Genomic DNA, 21859 nt, shown 5'->3' on the forward strand with positions numbered 1-21859 from the left:
TGCCCGCCCGTCGTCGTCGCTCGCCGGTCAGCCGCGTGGGCGTCCCGGCCGGCCGTTGCCGTTGCCCGGGGGAGCGGGGGGCCCGCCCGGACCGGCGCTGTTGCCGGGCGTCGGCCCGCCCTGGCCGGAGCTGACCTCGATCATGACCACGCCGCCCTTGATGGTGCGTCCGTCCGGGCTGGTGCCGGCCGCGGTGCCGGCCGGGCACTCCGACGGCACCTTGTTGCTGGAGACGACCGGCTCGAAGCCGGCGCCCTTCAGCCGGGACTTCGCGGTCTCGACGGACTCGCACTTCACGCCCGGGATCGAGCGCTGGTCACCCAGGACGATCTTGCCGCTGGGCGGGGTGAAGTCCTTCCGCTCCTTACCCTTCATGGCGTCGCGCAGCGTCTCGTAGACCGCCGGGTTGATGCCGTTCGGCACGTCGTGGCCCATCTTCTGGGTGGTCTGGGCCCAGTCCGGGTCGGCCATGATGCCGGCCACCGCGTACTGCTTGGTCATGGCGACCAGCGAGGAGGTCTTCTCCGAGTCGGTGGTGCCGGACTTGCCGGCCACCGGCGCCTTCACGATGCCGCGGACGTTGCCGGCGGTGGCGGTGCCGCACTTCGAGGTGGAAGAGCGGTCGCCGACCGGGCAGCGGGCGGCGTCGACGGCGGCGCGGGCCACCTCGGTGCTGATCCGCTGCTCGCAGTGCGGCTTGGCGATGTCGAGCTTCTCGCCGTCCGGCCCGCGGATCTCCTGCACCGGGATCGGCTCGCAGTATTTCCCGTCGGCGGCCAGCGTGGCGTAGGCGTTGGCCAGCTCCAGCGGGGTGGTCTGCGAGACGCCGAGGCTGAACGCGCCCCACTGGTGCGGGTTGGCGGCGAGCTGTGCGTCGCTGGACGAGCGGAACGAGATGCCCAACTTCTGTGCCGCCTTGACCGCGTTCTCCGCGCCGACCCGCTGCTGGAGGTCGATGAAGAACGTGTTCACCGAGAAGCCGAAGCCGCTCCACATGGTGTGCGTGCCGGCCATCGACTTGTTGGCGTTGGTCGGGCAGTACTTGCTGGTGCCCTTGCAGGCGGCCGGTGAGTTGAACTCGACCGGGTAGTCGGACTTGAACTGATCCGGCGCGTTGATGGTGTAGCTGAGCGGGTAGCCCTTCTCCAGCGCGGCCACCAGCGTGAAGATCTTGAAGGTCGAGCCGGCCTGGTAGCCGGCGATGCCCGGGCCGCCGGTGACCAGCGGGTTCACCGTGTTCGGGTAGTTGCCCCGGATCTTCTTCTTGGCCTTGCGCGGGTCGCTGGAGATCTTGTTCTGCGGGTTGGCCGGGTCGTCGAGCTTGAAGTTCCGGTTCACCGCCACGGCCCGCACCCGGCCGGTGCCGGGCTCGATCACGGCCACCATCCGGGCCGCCTTGCTGCTCTCGCTCAGGTGGTTGCGCACCGCCTTGTCGGCGGCCTTCTGCGCCTGCACGTCGAGGCTGGTGACGATGCTGTAGCCGCCGCTCTTCAGCCGCCGCTCGCGGTCGTACGAGGTGCCGCCGAACGTCTCCTGCTGGAGCCACCAGCGGTAGAAGTAGTCGCAGAAGAAGCCCCAGGAACGGGTGGTGGTCTGGACGCAGCCGTTCGGCGTGCGCTTGCCCTTGACCTCGAGCTTGACCTTCTTGGCGGCGTCCGCCTCGGCCTGGGTGATCGCGCCGATCTGCACCATGTTGTCGATGACGTAGTCACGCCGGCCGACCGCGTCCGGGTAGCCGGCCTTGGTGGTGGGGTTGAAGTCGGTCGGCGCCTTCACCAGGCCGGCGAGCATGGCCGACTCCTGGATGTCGAGCTTGCTCGGCGGCTTGCCGAAGTAGACCTGGCTGGCGGCGTAGATGCCGTAGGCGCCGTTGCCGAACGCGGCGATGTTCAGGTAGCGCTCCAGGATCTCGTCCTTGGAGAGCTCCTTGTCGACCTGGAGCGCCAGGCTCATCTCGCGCAGCTTGCGGGTGCTGGTGTCCTCGGTGGCGGCGACCACGTCGGCCGGGTGGGTGGCCGAGTAGGAGATGGCCAGCCGGACGTACTGCATGGTGAGCGTCGACGCGCCCTGCCGGGACGAGCCGGCGGACTGGTTGTTGACGAACGCCCGGGCCACGCCGTTGAGGTCCACGCCGTTGTGCTTGTAGAAGTCGTGGTCCTCGGCCGCGACGATGGCCTTCTGCATGTACGGCGAGATGTCCTTGAGCTTGACGTCCTTGCGGTTCTCGTCGTACATGGTGGCCAGCGGCGTCTTGCCGTCCGAGGCCAGCAGGTAGGTGATCTGCGGGGCCCGGGCCACCGTCAGTTCCTTGGGCAGCGCGCCGAATGTCTCGGCACCCGCCTTGGCGGCAAGTCCGGACATCGCCACTGCGGGGAAGGCCGCCGCGGCGACCACCACGCCGGCCAGCAGGCCACAGATCAGTAGCGATGCGGCGTTGGTAAACACGTTGTGGTCACGTTTCCGCATCCAGGTCACCTCGACAGGGTACGCGAGCAGGGATCGGCGGGCGCGCGGGGAACTTTCCCCATTTCCTGCACGCGCCGGCCTCGTTGTGCTAAACGCACGAGCCCTGGTGCGGGGTTGCGTGAGATCCGCAGAAGTGTCCTCCGGACTCCACGTGCGGCGCAGCGTTTTCCCGTACCCGAGCCGGGTAGACGGCGGGCGAAGGCCCGGGAAGCCGGGAGTGTCCGGAATGATGGATTTAGCCGACAACGTTGCGTAATCGGGCGACTACACAGCATGATGGTGGCGGCGACCGCAGCCACACGTCGTCCGCGCCGCCCTGGGGAGGCCGGGCGGACGACCGGGGGGTCCGAAGAGCTGGCTGCTCGCGCGAAGTCGGTAGGTACTGCAAGGGGGGACGTGTACAGATGGGCATGATCACTGACTGGCCGTCACTGGCGGCGTGTCAGAACGGGGACCCGGACGCGTTGTTCGTACAGGGCGCCGAACAGAACGTGGCGAAGAGGATCTGCCGGAGCTGCCCAGTTCGGTACGAGTGCCTGGCCGACGCGCTCGACAACCGGATCGAGTTCGGTGTGTGGGGTGGCATGACCGAACGCGAGCGACGCGCGCTGCTGCGGCGGCACCCGCAGGTGACCAGCTGGCGCAAGATGTTCGAGGCGGCCATGAAGAAGAACGCCAAGGAGAAGGCCGGCAAGGACAAGGTGCTGGTCACCACCGCCACCTGACTGCCACGCGGGTCGGCGGGATCACCGCCGGCTGATCGCCTCACCGATCGTCCGCAGCCCGTCGACGTCGTGCACGTCGGCGGGCTGCGCCGTCACCGACACCGCCGGCACCGCCGGGAACGCCTCGGTGAAGCGGGCCGCCACCTGCTGCTCGCGTACCGCCTGCTGGGCCAGCGCGGCGTGCGCGCGCAACACCTCGACGGTGCCCTCGTGCCCGCCCTCGGCCGCCAGCCGCTCCGCCGCGGCCAGGCTCTCCGCCGCGGTCAGCTCCGGCACCGCCGGCTCGTGCACCCGGTTGAGCACCAGCCCGGCCAGTGGCATCCGCTCCTCACGTAGCCGGCCCGCGAAGTAGGCCGCCTCCCGGACCGCGTCCGGCTCCGGCGCCGCGACCAGCAGGAACGCCGTCTCCCCGGCCTGCAGGATCCGGTACGTCTGCTCGGCCCGCTGCCGGAACCCGCCGAACATCGAGTCGAGCGCGGCGACGAAGCCGGACAGGTCGGTGAGCAGCTGCGCGCCGAGCACCTTCTGCACCACCTTGGAGAACATCCCGAAGCTCGCCGTCACCAGGCTGAACATGCTCCGCCCGCCGGTGCGCGCCGGGGCCAGCAGCAGCCGCAGCATCCGGCCGTCGAGGAACCGGGACAGCCGGGCCGGCGCGTCGAGGAAGTCGAGCGCGGAGCGGGACGGCGGCGTGTCCACCACGATCAGGTCCCACTCGCCCCGGGCGTGCAGCTGACCCAGCTTCTCCATCGCCATGTATTCCTGCGTGCCGGCGAAGGTGGAGCTCATGGCCTGGTAGAAGGGGTTCGAGAAGATCTCCGCGGCCTTGGCCGGGTCGGTGTGCTGGAGCACCACGTCGTCGAACGTGCGCTTCATGTCGAGCATCATGGCGTGCAGCTCGCCGCCGCTGGACTCGACGTCGATGCCCTTGACCTGCCGGGGCGTGTTGTCCAGCTCGGTCAGGCCGAGCGACTGGGCCAGCCGGCGGGCCGGGTCGATGGTGAGCACCACCGTCCGTCGGCCGTGCTGCTCGGCCGCGCGCAGCGCCAGCGCCGCCGCGGTGGTCGTCTTGCCCACGCCGCCCGCCCCGCAGCAGACCACGATCCGCACGCCGGGGTCGGCGAGGATCTGGTCGACGTCCAGCGGAGGCGCCGCGTCTTCGGAAGGCACCAATCGAGCGTATCGGTCCCGAGGGCGTCTCTGCTCCGTGCCGGCCGCAGGTGTGAGTCAATCCGCCCGGACGAGGACCTCGGCCAGCGTCTCCAGTCCGGCCCGGTCGACCCCGTCGGGCAGCAGCGGCAGCTCGGTCAGGGGCAGCCCCAGCTCCACCAGGTCACCGCGGAGCGAGTCCTCCAGCTCACGGCGTACCCGCTGGTCGCGCGCCTCGGCGGCGAGACCGGCCACGGTCCGGGCATCGGTCGGCAGACCGGCGGCGGACAACCCCCGCTTCAGCTCCGCCGCGGTCACCGCGCGCCCGGCGGGCACCGGCGGGCGGGCGCCGTTGACGATCACCCGGCCGACCGGGAAGCCGAGCTGGGTCAGCTCGGCGACCGCGTCGAGCGTCTCCTGGACCGGCATCTCCTCCAGCAGCGTCACCACGTGCACCGCGGTCATCGGCGAGCGCAGCAGCGCGGACACGCCCTCGCTCTGGGTCTTGATCGGGCCGACCTTGGCCAGCCGCGCGGTCTCCGCCGTGACGTTGAGGAAGCGGCCGATCCGTCCGGTCGGTGGGGCGTCCAGCACCACCGCGTCGTACGCCCGACGGGACCCGCTGGTGCGGGTGGTCGCCTCCTTGACCTTGCCGGTGAGCAGCACGTCGCGCAGGCCCGGGGCGATGGTGGTGGCGAAGTCGATCGCGCCGAGCTTGCGCAGCGCCCGGCCGGCGGCGCCCAGCTTGTAGAACATGTCCAGGTATTCGAGGAGCGCCGCCTCGGCGTCGACCGCCAGGGCCCGCACCTCACCGCCGCCCGGCGCGTCGGTGAGGTGTCGCTCCTCGTACGGCAGCGGTTCGGTGCCGAAGAGCTGGGCGATGCCCTGCCGCCCCTCCACCTCGACCAGGAGGGTGCGCCGGCCCCCGGCGGCCAGCCCGAGGGCCAGCGCGGCGGCCACGCTGGTCTTCCCCGTGCCGCCCTTGCCGGTCACCACGTGCAGGCGGGCCGGCCATCTGCCGGCGGTCTCGGCCGGCTGCTCACTCGCTGCCACCCGTCGAGCCTAACCAGCCCGGCGGATCAGGCGACCTCGCAGACCCACCAACCCGTCTTCTGCACCACGGTGAAGCGCAGTTCCTGGTCGGCGACCTTCTCGTCGGCCGTGGTCATGGTGACCCGGGTGGAGACCGTGGCCCGGTCACCGGTCTGGTTGTCGACCACCGGGTTGGTCCAGCGGAACCGGGGGTTCTGGTACTGGCCGGCGTACTTCTGCACCTCGGCGACCTTGGCCGCGATCTTCCGGTCGTCACGGGCCGCGGAGCAGACGAACGTGGCCGCCTTCTCGGCGTCCCGCTCCTGGTAGACCGCCTTGAGGAAGCCCTCCACCGCCACCTGCGGCTCCTTCGCGCCCCGGCCGTCCTCGCCGTCGCGCAGGGCGAGGAACGCGGCCGTCCCCCCGCCGCCGCAGAGCAGCACCGCCGCGGCCAGCACGAGGGAGGCGATCAACAGGGTCGGACGCTTGCGCGGCGGCGGCCCCGCCGGGTAGGCCGGGTGGCCGGGAGCGGGACCGGACCCGGGCGGCGGTGTGGCGCCGGGGGCCGGAACGCCGGGCCCGGGCGGCGTGAGGCCGGCGGACGCCGGCTGCGGGATCGGGTCGCCGGGCGTGCCGGTGGCGCCCCCGACGGGCGGTTGGGTCATGTGTCTCCCCCGGGTTGCGGCGCGCCCGTCGCCGCCCCAGGCGACGGGCACGGGGTCGAGGTGCGGGCGAGCGACGGCGCGCGCCCAGTCCGGAAGGGTAGCGGTCGCCGGGCCGCTTGCCAGCCCCGCGTACGCCCGTGCCGGGCGCCGCGTCGTCGTCGCGTTCCGGACCAGCCTTGTGTCGCATATGTGACTTGACGTGATCAGACGTGCGCGTCCCGTTGCCGGGACTGGCTCCAGGTCCTACGTTCGTCGCGACGCGGGGGGCCGGACCGGGGAGGTCCCGAGCCGGACGGTGGTGGTGGTGAACAGGTACGACGCCCGGAGGCAGCGGATGCGCGACGCGGAGAACATTCCCCGAGCCCAGTTCCCCGGCGACCGGGCCGGGCGGCCCGGCGACGCCGAGGTTCCCGGCACGGGCACGCCGTTCAACGAGCGGTCGTACCGGCCCCCGGTCGAGGTGGTCCGCACGCTGGTCCGGCCGGCCGGGCGGGGTCGCGACGAGGAGGAGCCCGGCTACGTCATCCACCTGCCCGTGCGGGTGCCCGATCTGGCGGCGGCCACCGCGCTGGCCGGGACGGTGGCCACCTCGCTGGGCTTCCTGGTCGAGCTGGACGCCGGCGAGACCACCGTCTCCACCGCCGACGACCAGAACAACCGGCACCGCGTCTTCTGCGACCTGCTGCTGCCCGACCGCAGCCGCTGCCCGCAGCGCTACGAGCACGAGGGCCCGTGCGGCGAGCCGCCCGCGCCGGAGCAGCGTCCCGCGTCCCGCTGAGGGCGGCGGACCGTAGGCTGTGCCTGACCGAAGTCCAAGTCAGGCAAGGGAGCCTTCCTCCGATGCAGAAGTGGGAATACGCCACGGTCCCGCTGCTGGTCCACGCGACCAAGCAGATCCTCGACAACTGGGGCGAGGACGGCTGGGAGCTGGTCTCCGTGGTGCCCGGCCCGAACCCGGAGCAGCTCGTCGCGTACCTGAAGCGCCCGAAGGGCTGAGTGTGAGCGCGAGGAGTGAGCCGGGGTTGCGAGCCCCGCAGTCGCGAACGAAGGACATCGACGCATGAGCAACGGACCCCACGCGAAGCTCGCCGAGCTCGGTCTCGACCTGCCCGAGGTGGTGCCGCCGGTGGCCAGCTACGTGCCGGCCGTCCAGTCCGGGCAGCACGTGTACGTCTCCGGTCAGCTCCCGATGGCCGACGGCAAGCTGCTCGCCACCGGCAAGGTCGGCAACGGCGTCTCCGCCGAGCAGGCGAAGGACCTGGCGCAGCGGTGCGCGCTGAACGCGCTCGCCGCGATCGACGCGCTGGTCGGCCTCGAGAACGTGGTCAAGGTGGTGAAGCTGACCGGCTTCGTGGCCAGCGCATCCGGCTTCACCGGTCAGCCCGGCGTGATCAACGGCGCCTCCGACCTGTTCGGGTCGGTCTTCGGCGAGGCCGGCCGCCACGCCCGCAGCGCGGTGGGCGTGGCCGAACTCCCCCTCGACGCCCCGGTCGAGGTCGAGGTCATCGTCGAGGTGGCGTAACGCCCCGTCCCCGTGATCTTGCAGTTCCCGCCCCGGCACAAGCCTCCAGACGGGGACAAACCCGGGGCCGGAGCTGCAAGATCGCGGGGAGTGGCGGGCGGAGTCGTACGATCGCTGCCATGGGTGGGCGTGTGAGCGGGGCCGCAGGGGCGCTCGCGGATGAGCTGCCCGGGTGGGTCTCGCTGCTGCGGGCGCCGAACCCGGGGCCGATGACGCTCGACGGGACGAACACCTGGGTGCTGCGGGCCGGCCCGGACGCGCCGGCCGTGGTGGTCGACCCGGGGCCGGCCGACGAGGCGCACCTGACCGCGATCGCGGCGCACGGGCCGGTCGGGCTGGTGCTGATCACGCACGGGCACGCGGACCACACCGAGGGGGCACCCCGGCTGCGCGAGCTGCTCGGCGGCGTGCCGGTGCTCGCCGCCGACCCGGCGCACACCGCCGGTGGGGCGCCGCTGACCGCCGACAGCACGTTCGACACGGGCCTCGACGTCCGGCTGCTGAGCACGCCCGGGCACACCGCCGACTCGGTCTGCCTGCTGGCCGCGCACGGCGACGAACGGGTCGTGCTGACCGGCGACACGATCCTGGGCCGGGGCACCACCGTGGTCGCCCACCCCGACGGCAACCTCGGTGACTACCTGTCCAGCCTGGAGCTGCTCTCCACGTACCGCGGGGTCCGGGCGCTGCCGGGCCACGGCCCGGCGCTGGCCGACTGCGGCGCGGCGGCCGAGTTCTACCTGGCCCACCGGCGGGCCCGGCTCGACCAGGTGCGTGCCGCGGTGGCCGCCGGCGCCACCACCGCGCCCGAGGTGGTCGCGGTGGTCTACGCCGACGTCGACCGGTCGCTGTGGTGGGCCGCCGAGTGGTCGGTCCGCGCCCAGCTGGAATACCTCGGGGTGGAACAGCCGTGACCTGCCCGGTGTGCGGGACCGTCGCCGTGCCCGGCGCGCGGTTCTGCCACAACTGCGGGGCCGCGTTGCCGGCCGCCGCCACGCTGCCGGCCGCCGAGCGCCGGGTGGTCACCGTGCTCTTCGGCGACCTCTCCGACTTCACCTCCTGGTCGGAGGACCTGGACCCGGAGCGGGTCGGCGCGGTCACCGACCGGGTGCTGGCCGCGCTGGCCGGCGCGGTCAAGACGTTCGGCGGGCACGTCGACAAGCTCACCGGCGACGGGATCATGGCGGTCTTCGGCGCGCCGGTGGCGCACGAGGACGACGCCGAGCGGGCGGTGCGGGCCGCGCTGTCCATGCAGCGGGCGGTCCGCCGGGTGCTCGACGACGAACGGGGCGGCGGCGCGCCGCTGGGCCTGCGGGTCGGGCTCAACACCGGCGACGTGATCGCCGGGATCCAGGCGGCCATCGAATACACCGTCATCGGCGACACCGTGAACACGGCGGCGCGGCTGGCCGACGCCGCCGCGGTCGGCGCGGTCTACGCCGGCGGGCGGACCTCCGCCGCCACCCGGCACGTGGCGTCCTGGCGGGCGCTGCGCCCGTTGCGGCTCAAGGGCAAGCGCGAGCCGGTCGAGGCGTACGAGCTGCTGGGCCTGCTGGACGCGCCGGGCACCCGCTCCGGACTCGGTGACGAGGCCCCCTTCGTGGGCCGGGAGACCGAGATCGGCCGGGTCGCGGGGCGGCTCGCCGAGGTGATCGACCGGGGTGAGCCCCGGGTGCTGCTGGTGACCGCCGAGGCGGGCATCGGCAAGTCCCGGTTCGCGGCCGAGGTGGAACGCCTCGCCGCCGGCTACGACGTCGGCGCGGGCAGGTACGCGGCGCACACCGGCGCCCGGGTGCTCTCGGTCCGCTGCGCCGCGTTCGGCGAGCGCCGCCGGCTCGCGCCCCTGGCCGACCTGGTCCGCGCGGCGGTCGGCCTGCCCAACGACGCGGCGACCGCGATCACCCGGGCCGCCGTCGAGGAACGGCTGCGCCGGCTCGGGCAGCGCCTCGCCCGACTTCCCGGCGACCTGCCGCCGATCGCCGTCGACCAGCTCCTGGCCCTGCTCGGGTACGCCGAACTGCCCGCCGGGACGGAGACCGGCGAGTGGAGCGCGGCGGCCCCGCCACCGGACGCCGAAGCGGTGCCGAACGCGGTCGCGGACCTGCTCAGCGCGCTCGCCGGCGAGGCGCCCCTGGTGATCGTGGTGGACGACCTGCACGACGCCACCGCCGAGACGGTCAAGGCGTTGGCGCTGACCCTCAACCGGCTCTCCGGCCCGGCGCTGGTGCTCCTGCTCGGCCGGCCCGAGCTGGTGCGGACCGCCGGCGCCCTGACCCGGCTCGCGGACGCCGAGGTGCACGCGCTGCCGCCGCTGCGCGGCGCGGACGCGTCCCGGCTGCTCACCAGCTACCTGGCCGGTGGCCGCCTGCCCCAGGCCGACACGGACCGGCTGCTGGCCACCGCCCAGGGCAACGCGTTCTACCTGGCCGAGCTGGTCACGCTGCTGATGGAGCGCGGCGCGCTGACCGCCGGGCCGGGTCGCGGCGCGGACGTCGGCTGGCGCCTCGCCCCCGGTTCGCTGGGCAGCCGGCTGCTCTCCCGAGACCTCGCCGCCGTGCTCGCGGCCCGGATCGACGCGCTGCCGCCGGACGCCCGCTCGGTGCTGCGGGACGCGGCGGTGGTCGGTGACACCGTGCCGGGCGGCGCGCTGGAGGCGCTGCGCGAACAGCGGGTCGGGCGGGACGGCCGACCCGCCGCGGTGGCCGCGGTCGAGCTGGACCGGGCGGTCGAGGAGCTGCTGCAACGCCGGATGCTGCACCGCACCCGCACCGGGTTCGCGTTCGCCACGCCGCTGATGCGGGAGGCCGCGTACGCCGGAGTGAGCAAGGCCGAGCTGGCCGAGCGGCACGCCGCGCTGGCCCGCTGGGCCGCGCCGGAGAGCGTGGACGGGACCGCCCCGCCGGCCGGCGGGTTCACCGAGGCGGCCCGGGACGACTTCGTCGCCGAGCACGTCGAGCGGGCGACCCGGCTCGCCGACGCGGTCAAGCTCCGCCCGGACGCGCCGGCCCGGGCGGTCGCCCCGCTGGGCGTGGCCGCGCTGAGCCGGGCGGCCCGCCGGTCGCTGCGCTCCGGGGAGCCGGCGATGGCGGTCGAGTACGCCGAGCGCGCGGCCGAACTGGCCCGCGACGGGGTGCCGCCGGCCGACCGGGTGGTGCACGCCCGGGCGCTGCTGCAGATCGGCCGCCCGGCCGACGCGCTGGCCTCGGCCGAGAAGATCGCCGCGAACACCGGCGAACCCACCATCCGGGCCGCCGCGCTGCTGCTCGCCGGACAGGCCCAGCAGACGCTGGGCGACGCCGAGCGGGCCGAGCGCAGCTGGCAGGAGGCGTTGCAGGTGGCCACCGACGCCGAGCTGCCCACGGTGCGGGCCTCGGCGATGCGCCGGCTCGGCATGGCCGACTTCATCGCCGGCCGGCTGGGGCAGGCGAGCAGCCGCCTGGCCGCCTCCTATCAGGTCAGTCTCGCCGCGAGGGATCCGCGCGGGCAGGCCTGGTCGTTGCAGAACCTGGCCTGGGTGACCACCACCCGCGGCGACTTCGCCGGCACCGACGCGGTGCTCGGCCGTGCCGCCCGGTTGTTCGCCGAACTGAAGGACCCGTACGGGCGGGCCTGGCTGCGCGGCACCACCGCGTTCGCCCGGCTGCTGGCCGGTCGGTTGCGGGAGGCGTGCCGGCTGGCGCGGGTCTTCCTGCCGTTCGGGGAGCGGGTCGGCGAGGCGTGGGCGGTGGGCACGTTGCGGGCGGTCGAGGCGTACGCCACCGCCGAACTGGGCGACCTGGCCGAGGCGGACCGGGCGGCCCGCCGCGCCTACCGGGACTTCGCCGAGGTGGGTGACGACTGGGGGCAGGGCTTCGCGCTGGTGGTGCGTGGCGTGGTGGCCCGCGGGCTGGGCGAGCCGGAGCACGCCGCCGACCTGTTCACCGACGCGCTGGCCTACGCCGACCGCACCACCCACCCGCTGCTCACCGGGATGGCCGGCACACTGCGCGGCTTCGTGGCGCTGGACATGGGCGACCACGAGACCGCGGAGCGGGAGGCGCGGTCGGTGCTGACCACTGTGGAGCCGCACAACCCGCAGGCTCCGGCCCAGGTCGCGCCGCGGGTGCTGCTCGCCATGGCCCGCGTGGCGGCCGGCGACCCGGGCACCGCGGTGGGACTTCTCGCCCCGGTCGCCACCGGCGCGGCGAACGCGCCGTCGCTGCTGTTCTCCCGCCGGCAGACGATGGCCCGGTACGCCGCCGCGCTCCTCGCCCACGGCCAGCGCGAGCAGGCGCTGGACTGGGCGCGGCGGGCGGTCTCCGCTCCGGCCGAGGACGTCCGCAGTCAGGTGGTGGCGCAGCTGGTCCTGGCCGAGGCGCTCGACGCCTGCGGACGTCCGGCGGAGGCGTTGGCCGGCGCCGAGGAGGCGGTGCGTCTGGCGTACGCCACCGAGCAGCGCAGCGAGCGGGCCGCCGCCGACGCGCTGCGGGCCCGTCTCGCCGGCGGCTGACCACCCACCCCTGTTCTGCCGGTTCCGGGGATGTGCTCGTCGGTGGGGCCGGTTAGCGTGGGGCGCTGCCGTCGGGATCGACGGCCACCACCGGTGTGCCCGAGCGGCCACCGGCGGACCGTTGCTGGGGAGGAACGATGAGGCTGCCGCGCTCCGGCGCCGGCTGGACGATCGCGGTCTTCGGGCTGCTGGCGCTGCTGCTCGGCGCGCTGGGCCTGATCTGGCCGGAGACGCAGCTGCGCCTGCTCGGCTTCGAGGTGCCGACGGAGCGCGCCCCCGGTGACTACACCGGCACGTTCCTCACCGCGTCCTCGATGGCCTCCTTCAACATGGGGGTCTACTACCTGCTCGCGGTCGCCACCGAGTGGCGCCCGTTCTACCGGTTCACCGTCTGGTTCCGGCTGGTCACGTTCACCGTGTTCACCATCGCGGTGCTCTCCGACGTGGCGCCGGACCGGTTCTTCGGGGTGGCGGCGTGGGAGGGGCTGGGCGCGGTCGCGACCGCCGTCGGCCTGTGGTGGGACGCCCGTCGGGCGGCCGCCGGCGCGGCCGGGTCGACCCGGCCCGACGACTCCGCGGCGGCGCCGGCCCCCGACGCGGCGCGCTGAGCGACCGGGACCGTTGGGTATTTTCGAGCCGTGACCGAGACCCCGCCCGGCGCCCTGCGGCTGCCCATCGTGCCCGGTCTGACCGATCTGAAGGTCTTTGCCCGGGGCGGTTACGCCACCGTCTACCGGGCCACCCAGATCTCCGTCGGGCGCGAGGTGGCGGTCAAGGTGGAGAACCGGACGCTGGACCACGAGCGCGACCAGGCACGCTTCCTGCGCGAGGCGCGCGCGGCCGGGCGGATGTCGTCCCACCCGCACGTGGTGGACCTCTTCGACGTCGGCGTCACCGTCGACCAGCATCCCTACCTCATCATGGAGCTCTGCGACGGCTCGTACGCGGAGCGCATGAAGACCTCGCCGCTGGGCCCGCTGGAGACCCGCGACCTCGGGGTGAAGATCGCCGACGCGCTGGCCCACTCGCACGCGGCCGGTGTGCTGCACCGCGACGTCAAGCCGGCCAACATCCTGCACTCGGAGTTCAACTCGGCGGTGCTGGCCGACTTCGGCCTGGCGGTGCTGGCCGAGGTGCGCGACGCCTCGGTCACGCTGGAGGTGCTCACCCCGGCGTACGCGCCGCCGGAGATGTTCAGCCACAGCCCGCCCAGCCCCGCGGTCGACGTCTACGCGCTCTGCGCCACGCTCTACGCGGTGATGCACGGCCGCCCCCCGCGCTGGCAGTCCGAACGCAACCCGAGCCTGGTCACCGTGCTGGAGATGTTCCAGCAGCCGATCCCGGGCCTGCCCGGCGTCCCCGACGAGCTGATCGACGTGCTCCGCCTCGGAATGTCCAACGACCCGGGCGAACGCCCCTCCGCGGTGGAACTCCGCGGCCTGCTCGCCTCGCTCCCGCTCGACCCGAACATCCCGGTGAGCGGCTCGCCGTTCCTGACTCCCGGCGGTGGCGCCGCGGGCGGCCCGCACAGTCGTGCCGGCGGGCCGAGCCCGCGACCGCCGGCCGAGCACGACCACCCGACCGTGCCGACCCGGAGCCGACGCTGGCCCCGGCGCTGGTTCCTCGGCGGGGCCGGGGTGCTCGCGCTGGCCGCGTCGGCCGCCGGGGGCGCCTGGATGGCCGGCGGAGCGCCGTCGGTGGTGTCGCCGACCCCGGTGGCCACCGGCGTGGTCGGGGCGACACCGGTGCCGGGGTGTGCCTCCGCCGACGTCCGGCTCCCCGACGGGGCGCACTGCGCGGCCGAGCTGGAGTGCTACGGCCCGGTGCGGTTGCGGCGCGACCGCGCCGAGGCGAGCCGGGTGCCGTGCGACGGTCGGCACACCTGGGAGACCTACGCGGCCGGTGACCTGCCCGTCGCGCTCACCGGGGCGGGCCACGACACGGTCGTCGCCGACCCGGCCGTCCGCAAGGTCTGCAACGTCGGCACGTTCCAGCTGGTCAGCGGCATCGGGCCGGCGGCCGGGTGGAACCTGGAGGTGCTGCCGCCCGCCTCGACCGAGCCGGGCCGCACCTACCGCTGCCTGGCCGGGCGGGGCGTGGACGCGCTCGCCAGCCCCACCCTCACCGGTCGCTGAGCCCGTTCACGGTCCGCTGCTGCCGGACGGCCCGGGGGTCGAGCGCCTCCAGCGTGTCCGCGTCCACCGGATGACCGGCGGGGGTGCGCAGGTTTCGCACCGCCCGCGGGTCGATCGCCTCCAGCGTGTCGGCGTCCACTCCGTACCCCGGGTCCTGGGTCGGCCAGGTGCTCTCCGCCGGGGCCGGCGGAGGGCCGGCCTGCCGGGCCGCGGTGACCGTCACCCCGGCGACCATGCCGAGCAGGACACAGACCAGGGCCAACACGACCGAGAGGATGCCGGGCGGTCGCCAGACCGCCAGCGTCACCACCGCGACGACCGTCGCCACGGACGCGACGACGGCCTTCGCCCGCGCATCGGGCTTCGGGAACGAACTCACCCGACAAGCATGGCCCAGCGCGTCGACCTGTCAACCGCCGGCCCGGGACGGCTTCCCGTCACCCACGCTCCACTTCGGAGCGGCGAAAAGCGTCGATCGAGAAAAAATCGTTACATTCCTTGGCTGTTTGCGGCGTCGGTCCGCGTTTGGGGGGCAGCTCCGGTGGCCGTCTCTCCCTAAAGTGACGGGGGTCGAGGTCTCCTCGACGGAACTGTTCCCCGACGGAAGGCAGCCTCATGCCCCGTGCAATCCGGTCCCTCGCCGCAACAGGGATCGCCGGCGTCCTCCTCGCCGGACCGGCCGTCGCGCCCGCCGCGGCGGCGACACCGCAACCGCCCGCGTACGACCGCACCAGCGCGGCCGAGGCACGCCGGGTGGACCGCGTGCCGACGCCGAAGCTCGACTGGTACGCCTGCTACGACTACGCCGAGTGCGCCACGGTCCGGCTCCCGCTGGACTACGACAACCCGAAGGGCGCCACCACCGAGGTCGCGCTGCTCCGGGTCAAGGCCCGCGACCAGCAGCACAAGGTCGGCAGCCTCTTCCTCAACCCGGGCGGCCCGGGCGGCTCCGGCACCAGCATCGCGCTCGCCGCACCCTACTTCCTCGGCGACGACCTGCTCGACCGCTTCGACATCGTCGGTGTCGACCCGCGTGGCGTCGAGGCCAGCTCGAACATCAGGTGCTTCCGGTCGGTGAAGGACCAGACCCGGGCGTACGCCGGGCTGAACGTCGCGTTCCCGTGGACGAAGGCGGAGGAGAAGGCGTACGTCGCCGCGTCGAAGGCGGTCGGCAAGGCGTGCTCGACCACCGGCAAGCCGCTGACCGGCGCCGCGTCCACCGCCGAGGTGGCCCGCGACATGGACGTGCTGCGCCGGGCGGTCGGCGACAAGAAGCTCAGCTACCTGGGCTTCAGCTACGGCACCGCACTGGGGCAGTACTACGCCAACATGTTCCCGGACCGCTTCCGCGCGCTCGTCGTCGACGGGGTGCTCAACCCGAACGCCTGGGTCGGCCAGGGCAAGGCCCGCGACCAGCTCCAGGAGACCCGGCTGCGCAGCGCCGACGGGGCGTACCAGGCGCTGCACGAGATCCTCGTCCGGTGCGACAAGGCCGGCCCGGAGCAGTGCGCGCTGGCGGCCACCGGCGACCCGGTCGCCGCGTACGAGACCGTGGCGAAGCGGCTGCGCAAGAAGCCGGCGGTGATCGACGACCCGGACTTCGGCTCGTTCACCGTCACCTACGCCGACTTCGTCGGCGCCACGCTCGGTGCGCTCTACGACCCGTACGGCTGGACCTCCGTGGTGGATCTGACCAGCCAGCTGCTGGCCCTGACCGATCCGGCCGCCGGCAAGGCCGCCGCCGCCTCGGCCCGCCAGGCGCTCGCCGCCCGCGCGGCGCAGGCCCGCCAACAGCGGGGGTACGACTTCCCGTACGACAACGGGCTGGAGACGTTCCTGACCGTCGACTGCACCGACGCGTACCACCCGAAGAGCGCGGACGCGTGGCCGGCGCTGTCGGCCAAGGAGGACCGGCGGGCGCCGTACTTCGGGCGCGCCTGGGCCTGGGGCACCGCGCCCTGCGCCCGCAACACCTGGACCGTGCGCGACGAGGACGCCTGGACCGGGCCGTTCAACCGCGTCACCGCCGCCCCGGTGCTGGTGGTCGGCAACTACTGGGACCCGGCGACCAACTACCAGGGCGCGGTCGGCTCGGCCAAGCTGCTGCCGAACAGCCGGCTGCTGAGCAGCGACAGCTGGGGGCACACCGCGTACGGCACGTCGGCGTGCGTGACCGGCCGGATCGACACGTACCTGCTCACCGGCAAGCTGCCGGCCAAGGGCACGGTCTGCGTCGGTGACGCGCAGCCGTTCCAGGACGAGCCGGCGGCCGACCGCGCGGACGCGTCCAAGAGCGCGCTGGCCAAGGCCGGCGAGCCCGGCCGGGGCGAGCCGAAGCGGCTGCCGCCGGTGGCGACGCCGCGGCCCGCGGTCGGCACGCTGACCGTGCGCTGAGGAACCCCCGGGGTACGGCGGGTGATCGGGCACCCGCCGTACCCCGGGCCCGGCGATGCGCGGCGCAGTGTGCGCCGACCGCTACCCTGAGTGCCCGTCGTCGTGTTCCCGATCGAGGTCGCCCGATGCCCGAGGTCTTTTCCCGCCACCGGTTCCGTTCCCTCGCCACCACGCTGGCGGTGGCGCTGACGTTGACGCTGGCCGCCGTGGCCGGCTGCGACAACCGCCGCGAGCCGCCGCTGCCCTCGGTCCTCGACAAGCTGCGCGAGTCGCACATCGACGGGCAGGCGAAGATCAAGATCGGGGTGGCCACCACCGAGCCGTTGATGGGCGAGCTGCGCAACGGCACCCACACCGGCTTCGACGTGGAGATCGCCCGCTACGTCGCCTCGTCGCTCGGCTTCGAGGGCGACCAGCGGGTCGAGTGGGTGTCACTGGCCACCGAGGACCGCATCCCCGCGCTCCAGGGCGGCACCGTCGACCTGGTCGTGTCCAGCTTCTCCATCACCGAGGAGCGGCAGAAGCTGGTCAGCTTCGCCGGGCCGTACTTCGTCACCACCCAGGAGGTGATGGTGCCGAAGCGGCTGCGCGACCGCGTCCGCACCATCGAGGACCTGCGCCGACCCGAGCTGAAGATCTGCACCAGCGGCGGCTCGACCACCGAGGCGGAGCTGGAGAAGCACCAGGTCCGGGCGTACGTGGTGAAGGAGGTCGGCGACTGCGTCCGGGGCATCCGGGAGGGGCGCTACGACGCGGTCAGCTCGGACGAGACCATCCTGGCCGGCTTCCTCTCCCAGTACCCGACCGAGTTCGAGATCGTCGACATGCCGTTCGGCACCAGCGAGCTGCTCGGCATCGGGGTGCCGATCGGCGACCCGGCGCTGCGCGACCTGGTCGCGTTCTTCCTGCAGAAGAGCTACCTGGAGGGGCGGGACGGGATCAGCAGCCCCTGGCTGACCGCGTACAACCGCACGCTCGGGCCGTGGCTGAAGGCGGACAAGTCCCAGCCGCAGCCGCTCGACGTGCCGAAGCTCGTCGACTTCGACGACAAGGCGCCCCGGCGATGACCGCGCCGGCGACCCTGCCGGACACCGTCGAGTCGACCCGTCCCGCACCGCGGCCGGCCGACCCCGCCGAGCGCCGCGCCCGGGCCAGCCAGTCGTTCTGGACCGCTGTCGTCGGCGTGCCCGCCGTCTTCTCGGTGCTGCGGCTCGGCGTCGAGGCCGGCGGCGAGTTGCAGACCACATTGCTGCTGGTGGCCAACGTCGGCACGGTGAACCTGCTGGCCGGCTTCCTCACCACGGCCGCCGCCCTGCTCTCCACCGCGCTGGTCGCGGTGTTCGCGCTCGGCGCGGTGCTGCGGGTCAGCGTGGACCGGATGTCGTCGGGGATGCGCCGCCCGCTCTTCGCGCGCTGGGTGGACAGCACCCCGGCCTGGTTCGCGGTGGCCAGCTTCCTGCTCGCGCTGGTCACCTGGCCGCTGCTCTACCTGCCGTTGCTGCTGCCGGCGTTCGTGGCCGCGTTCCAGCTCAGCCCGGAGCGGCTGCACGAGCAGCGGGTGCCCCGGCTGCTGCTGCTCGGCGCCGGCTTCGTCGGCTACCTCTGGCTGCTGGGGCCCACGCTGCTCGACGCCGGCCGGCAGGGGGAGGCGCTCGCGGTGGTGCTGCTGGTCGTACCCCCGGTCCTGGCCCTGTTCGTGACCGGCCCGCTGCCGGCGGCGGTGATCCGGCCGCTCGCGTCGATCACCGAGGCGGCGGTGCTGGCCATGCTGGTCTGGGCCGCGCTGCCGGTGATCAGCACGCCGGTGCTGCCGCTGACCGTGACCACCGTCGAGTCCGCGCCGGGCGTCACCGAGGACGTGCGTGGCCACGTCGTCACCGTGGACGACGTCGACGTGGTGCTGCTCCAGGAGCGCGGCGGCGTGCGCTACCTGCCGGTCGACCAGGTACGCGCCCAGGTGCTCTGCCCGAGCGAGGACGAGCTGCCCCGGCGGCAGTTGCGGGTGCGCGACTTCCACGTGGAGGACTCGCTGCTGGAAGGGCTGGGCCGCCGGGTCCGCCCGGTGCACCGCATCGACGCCGCCTGCCGCACGGTCGACTGAGCGGTCAGTAGGACTTGTCCTGACCGAGGACGTGCTGGGCGACGAAGTTGAGGATCATCTCGCGGCTGACCGGGGCGATCCGGCCGGCCCGTACCGCGCCGAGCAGCGTTGCCACGCCGTACTCGGTGGTCATGCCGGCGCCGCCGAGCGCCTGGACGGCGGTGTCGACGGCGAGCGCGGCGGCCTCGCCGGCCGCGTACTTGGCCATGTTGCCGGAGACGCCCGCCTCCAGGTCGCGACCGGCGTCGTAGAGCGTGGCCGCCTTGTAGATCATCAGCCGGGCCAGCTCGACCTGCACGGCCGCGTGGGCGAGCGGGTGCGCGACGCCCTGGTGCGAGCCGATCGACCGGCCGCCCCACACCTTGCGGGTGGCGGTGTAGTCGGACGCCTTCTCGATCGCGTACCGGCCGGTGCCGGCGCCCATCGCGGCGACCGTGATCCGCTCCGGGTTGAGCCCGGCGAACAGCGCCGGCAGCCCGGCGTCGAGCGACTCGCCGACCAGCGCGTCGGCGGGCAGTCGGACGTCGTCCAGGTAGAGCAGGAACTGGTTCTCCGGGGACAGGATCTCCATGTCCAGCTTGGACTTCTCCAGGCCCGGAGCATCGGTGGGCACGATGAACAACGCCGGCTTCAACCTGCCGCTCGCGGCGTCCTCGGTGCGGGCCACCACGAGCACGTGCCCGGCCTCGTCGACGCCGGAGATGTAGACCTTGCGGCCGGAGATCAGCCAGTCGTCGCCGTCGCGCCGGGCGACGGTGCCGAGCCGGTGGAAGTTCGAGCCCGCGTCCGGCTCGGTGATCGCGAAGACGATCTTCTGGGAGCCGTCCGCGAGGCCGGGGAGGTGCTTCTTGCGCTGCTCCTCCGTACCGTGCTTGTTGATCACCGTGGCGGCGATGGCGGGGGAGACCACGAGCAGCAGCAGCGGGCAGCCCGCCGCGGCCAGTTCCTCGCACACGAGCGCCAGGTCGGTGATGCCGCCGCCCCCGCCGCCGTACTCGGTGGGGATGTTCACGCCCAGGTAGCCCAGCCGGCCGGCCTCGTGCCACAGCTCGGTGGTGTGCTCTCCCGCCTTCGCCTTCCCGACGAAGTAGGAGTGGCCGTACTTGCGGCCCAGCTCCCGTACGGCGTCGCGGAGCTGGTCCTGCTCGGGGGTGAGGTCGAAGTTCACTGCGGGTCCTCCTCGGGGTCCACCACGGCCAGTACGGCACCCGTCTCGACCTGGCCGCCGGCCGGCACCGGCAGTTCCGCCACCACGCCGTCGGCGGGTGCGAGCACGGGATGTTCGAGCTTCATCGCTTCCAGCGTCAGCAGCAGGTCACCGGCGGCGACCCGCTGGCCGACCTCGACGTGCACCCGGGTCACCGCGCCGGGCAGCGGCGCGAGCAGCGACCCGGCCGCCAGCTCCGCGGCGGGCCGGGGCAGCCGGGGCAGCTCGGTGAGGCTCGCCGCCCCGTCCGGGCCGTCCACGAAGACCGACGACCCCACCCGGTGTACGCGGAACGCGCGCCGCACCCCGTCGACGTCGAGCACCACCCGATCCGGCGCGGCGCTCACCAGCTCCACCACGTTGTTAAGAGGGGCCCCTTCCTCTACCGAATCCGTTAAGAGGGGGCCCTTCCTTGCATCTGTCGACCACGCGGCGAGCGCGCCGGTGCGGTCGAGCCGGTACCGGATCTCGATCTCCGCGCCGTCCGGCCCGGTGAACCGGGTGACCTGCGGAACGGCCGGCACGTTGCGCCACCCCGACGGCAGGCCGGCCAGCACCGGCGCGGCGGCCCGGCGCGCGGCGGCGCCGGCCAGCGCGGCGGCCAGCGCGGCCAGCGGGAGTTGCGCGGCCGGCAGCAGCGGCGCGAAGACCTCCGGGTGCCGCTCCAGGAAGCCGGTGTCCACGTCGGCGGCGGCGAACTCTTCGCTGCGCAGCACGCGGACCAGCAGGTCCCGGTTGGTGGCGACGCCGTGCAGCTCGGCCCGGGCCAGCGCGCCGGCCAGGGCGCGGGCCGCCTCGGCGCGGGTGGGCGCCCAGGCGATCAACTTGGCCAGCATCGAGTCGTAGTGCACGCCCACCGTCGAGCCGTCCACGACGCCGGAGTCCAGGCGTAGCCCGCGGGTCGGCCCGAACTCGGCGGCGACCCCGGGGATCGCGAACCGGTGCAGGGTGCCGGTGGCCGGGCGGAAGCCCTGGGCCGGGTCCTCCGCGCAGAGCCGTACCTCGATGGCGTGGCCGTCCGGGGCCGGCGTGGTGCTGACCGGCAGCGGCTCGCCCTCGGCGACCAGCAGTTGCAGGCGGACCAGGTCCAGGCCGGTGGTCAGCTCGGTGACCGGGTGCTCGACCTGGAGGCGGGTGTTCATCTCCAGGAAGTGGACCTGGCCGTCCGGCGCCAGCAGGAACTCCACAGTGCCGGCGCCCACGTAGTCGACCGCCCGGCCGGCCGCCACCGCCGCCTCGTGCAGCCGTTCGCGTACCTCGTCGGGAAGCACGCCGGGCGCCTCCTCGACGATCTTCTGGTGGCGGCGCTGGATCGAGCAGTCGCGCACCCCGAGCGCCACCACCGTGCCGTGGGTGTCGCCGAAGATCTGCACCTCGACGTGACGACCCCGCTCGACGTACCGCTCGATGAAGACCGTGCCGTCGCCGAACGCCGCCGCCGCCTCGCGGCGCGCGCCCGCGACGGCCTCGGCGAGCCCGGCCGCGTCGCGGACGATCCGCATGCCCCGGCCGCCGCCGCCCGCGCTGGCCTTGACCAGCACCGGGAAGTCGGTGACCTGCCCGGGGTCGGTCCAGGTGGGCAGCATCGGCACGCCGGCGTCGGCGAGCAGCGCCTTGGCGGCCATCTTGTCGCCCATCGCGGCGATCGCCTTGGCCGACGGTCCGACCCAGGTCAGGCCCGCGTCGGTGACGGCCGCGGCGAACTCCGCGTTCTCGGCGAGGAAGCCGTAGCCGGGGTGCACGGCGTCCGCGCCGGACCGCCGGGCCGCGTCCAGGATCAGGTCGACGCGCAGGTACGTCTCGGCCGGCGTGTTCCCCGGCAGCCGTACCGCCTGGTCGGCCTCGGCGACGAACGGCGCGTCGGCGTCCGCGTCGGAGTGCACGACGACGGTCCGCACGCCGAGCGCCCGGCAGGTGGCGAGGACCCGGCGGGCGATCTCCCCCCGGTTCGCCACGAGAAGGGTGGTGATCATG

Annotated in this window: 18 protein-coding genes; 11 read left to right on the top strand and 7 right to left on the bottom strand. The window is 73.8% G+C overall.

What is annotated here, in order from left to right; all coding sequences use genetic code 11:
• Positions 1-27 precede the first annotated feature (27 nt).
• On the bottom strand, positions 28-2466 hold the full coding sequence (locus tag CO540_RS21120; RefSeq protein ID WP_099164883.1) for a transglycosylase domain-containing protein: 2439 nt from the start codon (positions 2464-2466) through the stop codon (positions 28-30).
• Positions 2467-2870: 404 nt separating this feature from the next.
• On the opposite strand from CO540_RS21120, the gene CO540_RS21125 reads away from it, so the two are divergent.
• Positions 2871-3191: a WhiB family transcriptional regulator gene (locus tag CO540_RS21125; RefSeq protein ID WP_043327856.1), complete on the top strand. Its 321-nt coding sequence runs from the start codon at positions 2871-2873 to the stop codon at positions 3189-3191.
• Positions 3192-3212: 21 nt separating this feature from the next.
• Here CO540_RS21125 and CO540_RS21130 read toward each other — a convergent pair whose 3' ends face one another.
• Genes CO540_RS21130 through CO540_RS21140 form a run of 3 tightly spaced genes read right to left on the bottom strand, consistent with a single transcriptional unit; the run spans position 3213 to position 6037 of the window.
• Positions 3213-4364 carry an ArsA-related P-loop ATPase gene (locus CO540_RS21130; RefSeq protein WP_172967893.1) on the bottom strand — a complete coding sequence of 384 codons (1152 nt, stop codon included), beginning with the start codon at positions 4362-4364 and terminating at the stop codon, positions 3213-3215.
• Between the two features lie 54 nt (positions 4365-4418).
• Complete coding sequence (locus CO540_RS21135; protein ID WP_099163352.1) at positions 4419-5393, bottom strand: ArsA-related P-loop ATPase; 975 nt, start codon at positions 5391-5393, stop codon at positions 4419-4421.
• Between the two features lie 26 nt (positions 5394-5419).
• Positions 5420-6037 (bottom strand): hypothetical protein, encoded by a 618-nt coding sequence (locus CO540_RS21140; protein ID WP_099163353.1) that lies wholly within the window; start codon positions 6035-6037, stop codon positions 5420-5422.
• Positions 6038-6371: 334 nt separating this feature from the next.
• On the opposite strand from CO540_RS21140, the gene CO540_RS21145 reads away from it, so the two are divergent.
• The 7 genes from CO540_RS21145 to CO540_RS21175 all read left to right on the top strand — a co-directional run bounded on the left by CO540_RS21145 (position 6372) and on the right by CO540_RS21175 (position 14183).
• Positions 6372-6815: a hypothetical protein gene (locus CO540_RS21145; protein WP_099163354.1), complete on the top strand. Its 444-nt coding sequence runs from the start codon at positions 6372-6374 to the stop codon at positions 6813-6815.
• Positions 6816-6877: 62 nt separating this feature from the next.
• Positions 6878-7033 carry a DUF4177 domain-containing protein gene (locus CO540_RS21150; protein ID WP_013289021.1) on the top strand — a complete coding sequence of 52 codons (156 nt, stop codon included), beginning with the start codon at positions 6878-6880 and terminating at the stop codon, positions 7031-7033.
• Between the two features lie 64 nt (positions 7034-7097).
• Entirely contained in the window at positions 7098-7559 is a 462-nt protein-coding gene (locus tag CO540_RS21155; protein WP_091568559.1) for a RidA family protein, read from the top strand.
• A gap of 119 nt (positions 7560-7678) precedes the next feature.
• Positions 7679-8473 carry an MBL fold metallo-hydrolase gene (locus CO540_RS21160; protein WP_099163355.1) on the top strand — a complete coding sequence of 265 codons (795 nt, stop codon included), beginning with the start codon at positions 7679-7681 and terminating at the stop codon, positions 8471-8473.
• A complete protein-coding gene (locus tag CO540_RS21165; protein ID WP_099163356.1) occupies positions 8470-12048 on the top strand; it encodes an AAA family ATPase in 3579 nt (1192 codons plus the stop codon). Before CO540_RS21160 ends, CO540_RS21165 begins: the two co-directional genes overlap by 4 nt.
• Before the next feature lie 137 nt (positions 12049-12185).
• Positions 12186-12656 carry a hypothetical protein gene (locus CO540_RS21170; protein WP_091568566.1) on the top strand — a complete coding sequence of 157 codons (471 nt, stop codon included), beginning with the start codon at positions 12186-12188 and terminating at the stop codon, positions 12654-12656.
• Between the two features lie 30 nt (positions 12657-12686).
• Positions 12687-14183, top strand: a complete 1497-nt coding sequence (locus tag CO540_RS21175; protein ID WP_099163357.1) for a serine/threonine-protein kinase — start codon at positions 12687-12689, stop codon at positions 14181-14183.
• Here CO540_RS21175 and CO540_RS21180 read toward each other — a convergent pair.
• Positions 14170-14562, bottom strand: coding sequence for a hypothetical protein (locus CO540_RS21180; protein ID WP_091568570.1), 393 nt, complete (start codon positions 14560-14562; stop codon positions 14170-14172). The two genes, CO540_RS21175 and CO540_RS21180, sit on opposite strands and share 14 nt — an antisense overlap.
• 236 nt (positions 14563-14798) lie before the next feature.
• Here CO540_RS21180 and CO540_RS21185 point away from each other — a divergent pair, with 236 nt between their 5' ends.
• From CO540_RS21185 to CO540_RS21195, 3 genes are all read left to right on the top strand, one after another.
• Positions 14799-16577 (top strand): alpha/beta hydrolase, encoded by a 1779-nt coding sequence (locus CO540_RS21185; protein WP_099163358.1) that lies wholly within the window; start codon positions 14799-14801, stop codon positions 16575-16577.
• Positions 16578-16702: 125 nt separating this feature from the next.
• Positions 16703-17644, top strand: a complete 942-nt coding sequence (locus tag CO540_RS21190) for a transporter substrate-binding domain-containing protein (protein ID WP_099163359.1) — start codon at positions 16703-16705, stop codon at positions 17642-17644.
• Complete coding sequence (locus CO540_RS21195) at positions 17641-18678, top strand: hypothetical protein (RefSeq protein ID WP_091568578.1); 1038 nt, start codon at positions 17641-17643, stop codon at positions 18676-18678. Before CO540_RS21190 ends, CO540_RS21195 begins: the two co-directional genes overlap by 4 nt.
• A gap of 4 nt (positions 18679-18682) precedes the next feature.
• Here CO540_RS21195 and CO540_RS21200 read toward each other — a convergent pair whose 3' ends face one another.
• Positions 18683-19846, bottom strand: coding sequence for an acyl-CoA dehydrogenase family protein (locus CO540_RS21200; protein WP_099163360.1), 1164 nt, complete (start codon positions 19844-19846; stop codon positions 18683-18685).
• A complete protein-coding gene (locus CO540_RS21205; RefSeq protein ID WP_099163361.1) occupies positions 19843-21858 on the bottom strand; it encodes a biotin carboxylase N-terminal domain-containing protein in 2016 nt (671 codons plus the stop codon). The genes CO540_RS21200 and CO540_RS21205 overlap by 4 nt, the downstream gene beginning before the upstream one ends.
• Between the last annotated feature and the right edge of the window lies 1 nt (position 21859).

It is taken from the genome of Micromonospora sp. WMMA2032 (assembly GCF_002688545.1).
Lineage (GTDB): Bacteria > Actinomycetota > Actinomycetes > Mycobacteriales > Micromonosporaceae > Micromonospora > Micromonospora sediminicola.

Bases quoted from the DNA above. Each gene is read 5' to 3' on its own strand.
- CO540_RS21120 (WP_099164883.1), bottom strand. From the start codon at position 2,466: ATGCGGAAACGTGACCACAACGTGTTTACCAACGCCGCATCGCTACTG.
- CO540_RS21125 (WP_043327856.1), top strand. From the start codon at position 2,871: ATGGGCATGATCACTGACTGGCCGTCACTGGCGGCGTGTCAGAACGGG.
- CO540_RS21140 (WP_099163353.1), bottom strand. From the start codon at position 6,037: ATGACCCAACCGCCCGTCGGGGGCGCCACCGGCACGCCCGGCGACCCG.
- CO540_RS21145 (WP_099163354.1), top strand. From the start codon at position 6,372: ATGCGCGACGCGGAGAACATTCCCCGAGCCCAGTTCCCCGGCGACCGG.
- CO540_RS21150 (WP_013289021.1), top strand. From the start codon at position 6,878: ATGCAGAAGTGGGAATACGCCACGGTCCCGCTGCTGGTCCACGCGACC.
- CO540_RS21155 (WP_091568559.1), top strand. From the start codon at position 7,098: ATGAGCAACGGACCCCACGCGAAGCTCGCCGAGCTCGGTCTCGACCTG.
- CO540_RS21160 (WP_099163355.1), top strand. From the start codon at position 7,679: ATGGGTGGGCGTGTGAGCGGGGCCGCAGGGGCGCTCGCGGATGAGCTG.
- CO540_RS21170 (WP_091568566.1), top strand. From the start codon at position 12,186: ATGAGGCTGCCGCGCTCCGGCGCCGGCTGGACGATCGCGGTCTTCGGG.
- CO540_RS21185 (WP_099163358.1), top strand. From the start codon at position 14,799: ATGCCCCGTGCAATCCGGTCCCTCGCCGCAACAGGGATCGCCGGCGTC.
- CO540_RS21190 (WP_099163359.1), top strand. From the start codon at position 16,703: ATGCCCGAGGTCTTTTCCCGCCACCGGTTCCGTTCCCTCGCCACCACG.
- CO540_RS21195 (WP_091568578.1), top strand. From the start codon at position 17,641: ATGACCGCGCCGGCGACCCTGCCGGACACCGTCGAGTCGACCCGTCCC.
- CO540_RS21205 (WP_099163361.1), bottom strand. From the start codon at position 21,858: ATGATCACCACCCTTCTCGTGGCGAACCGGGGGGAGATCGCCCGCCGG.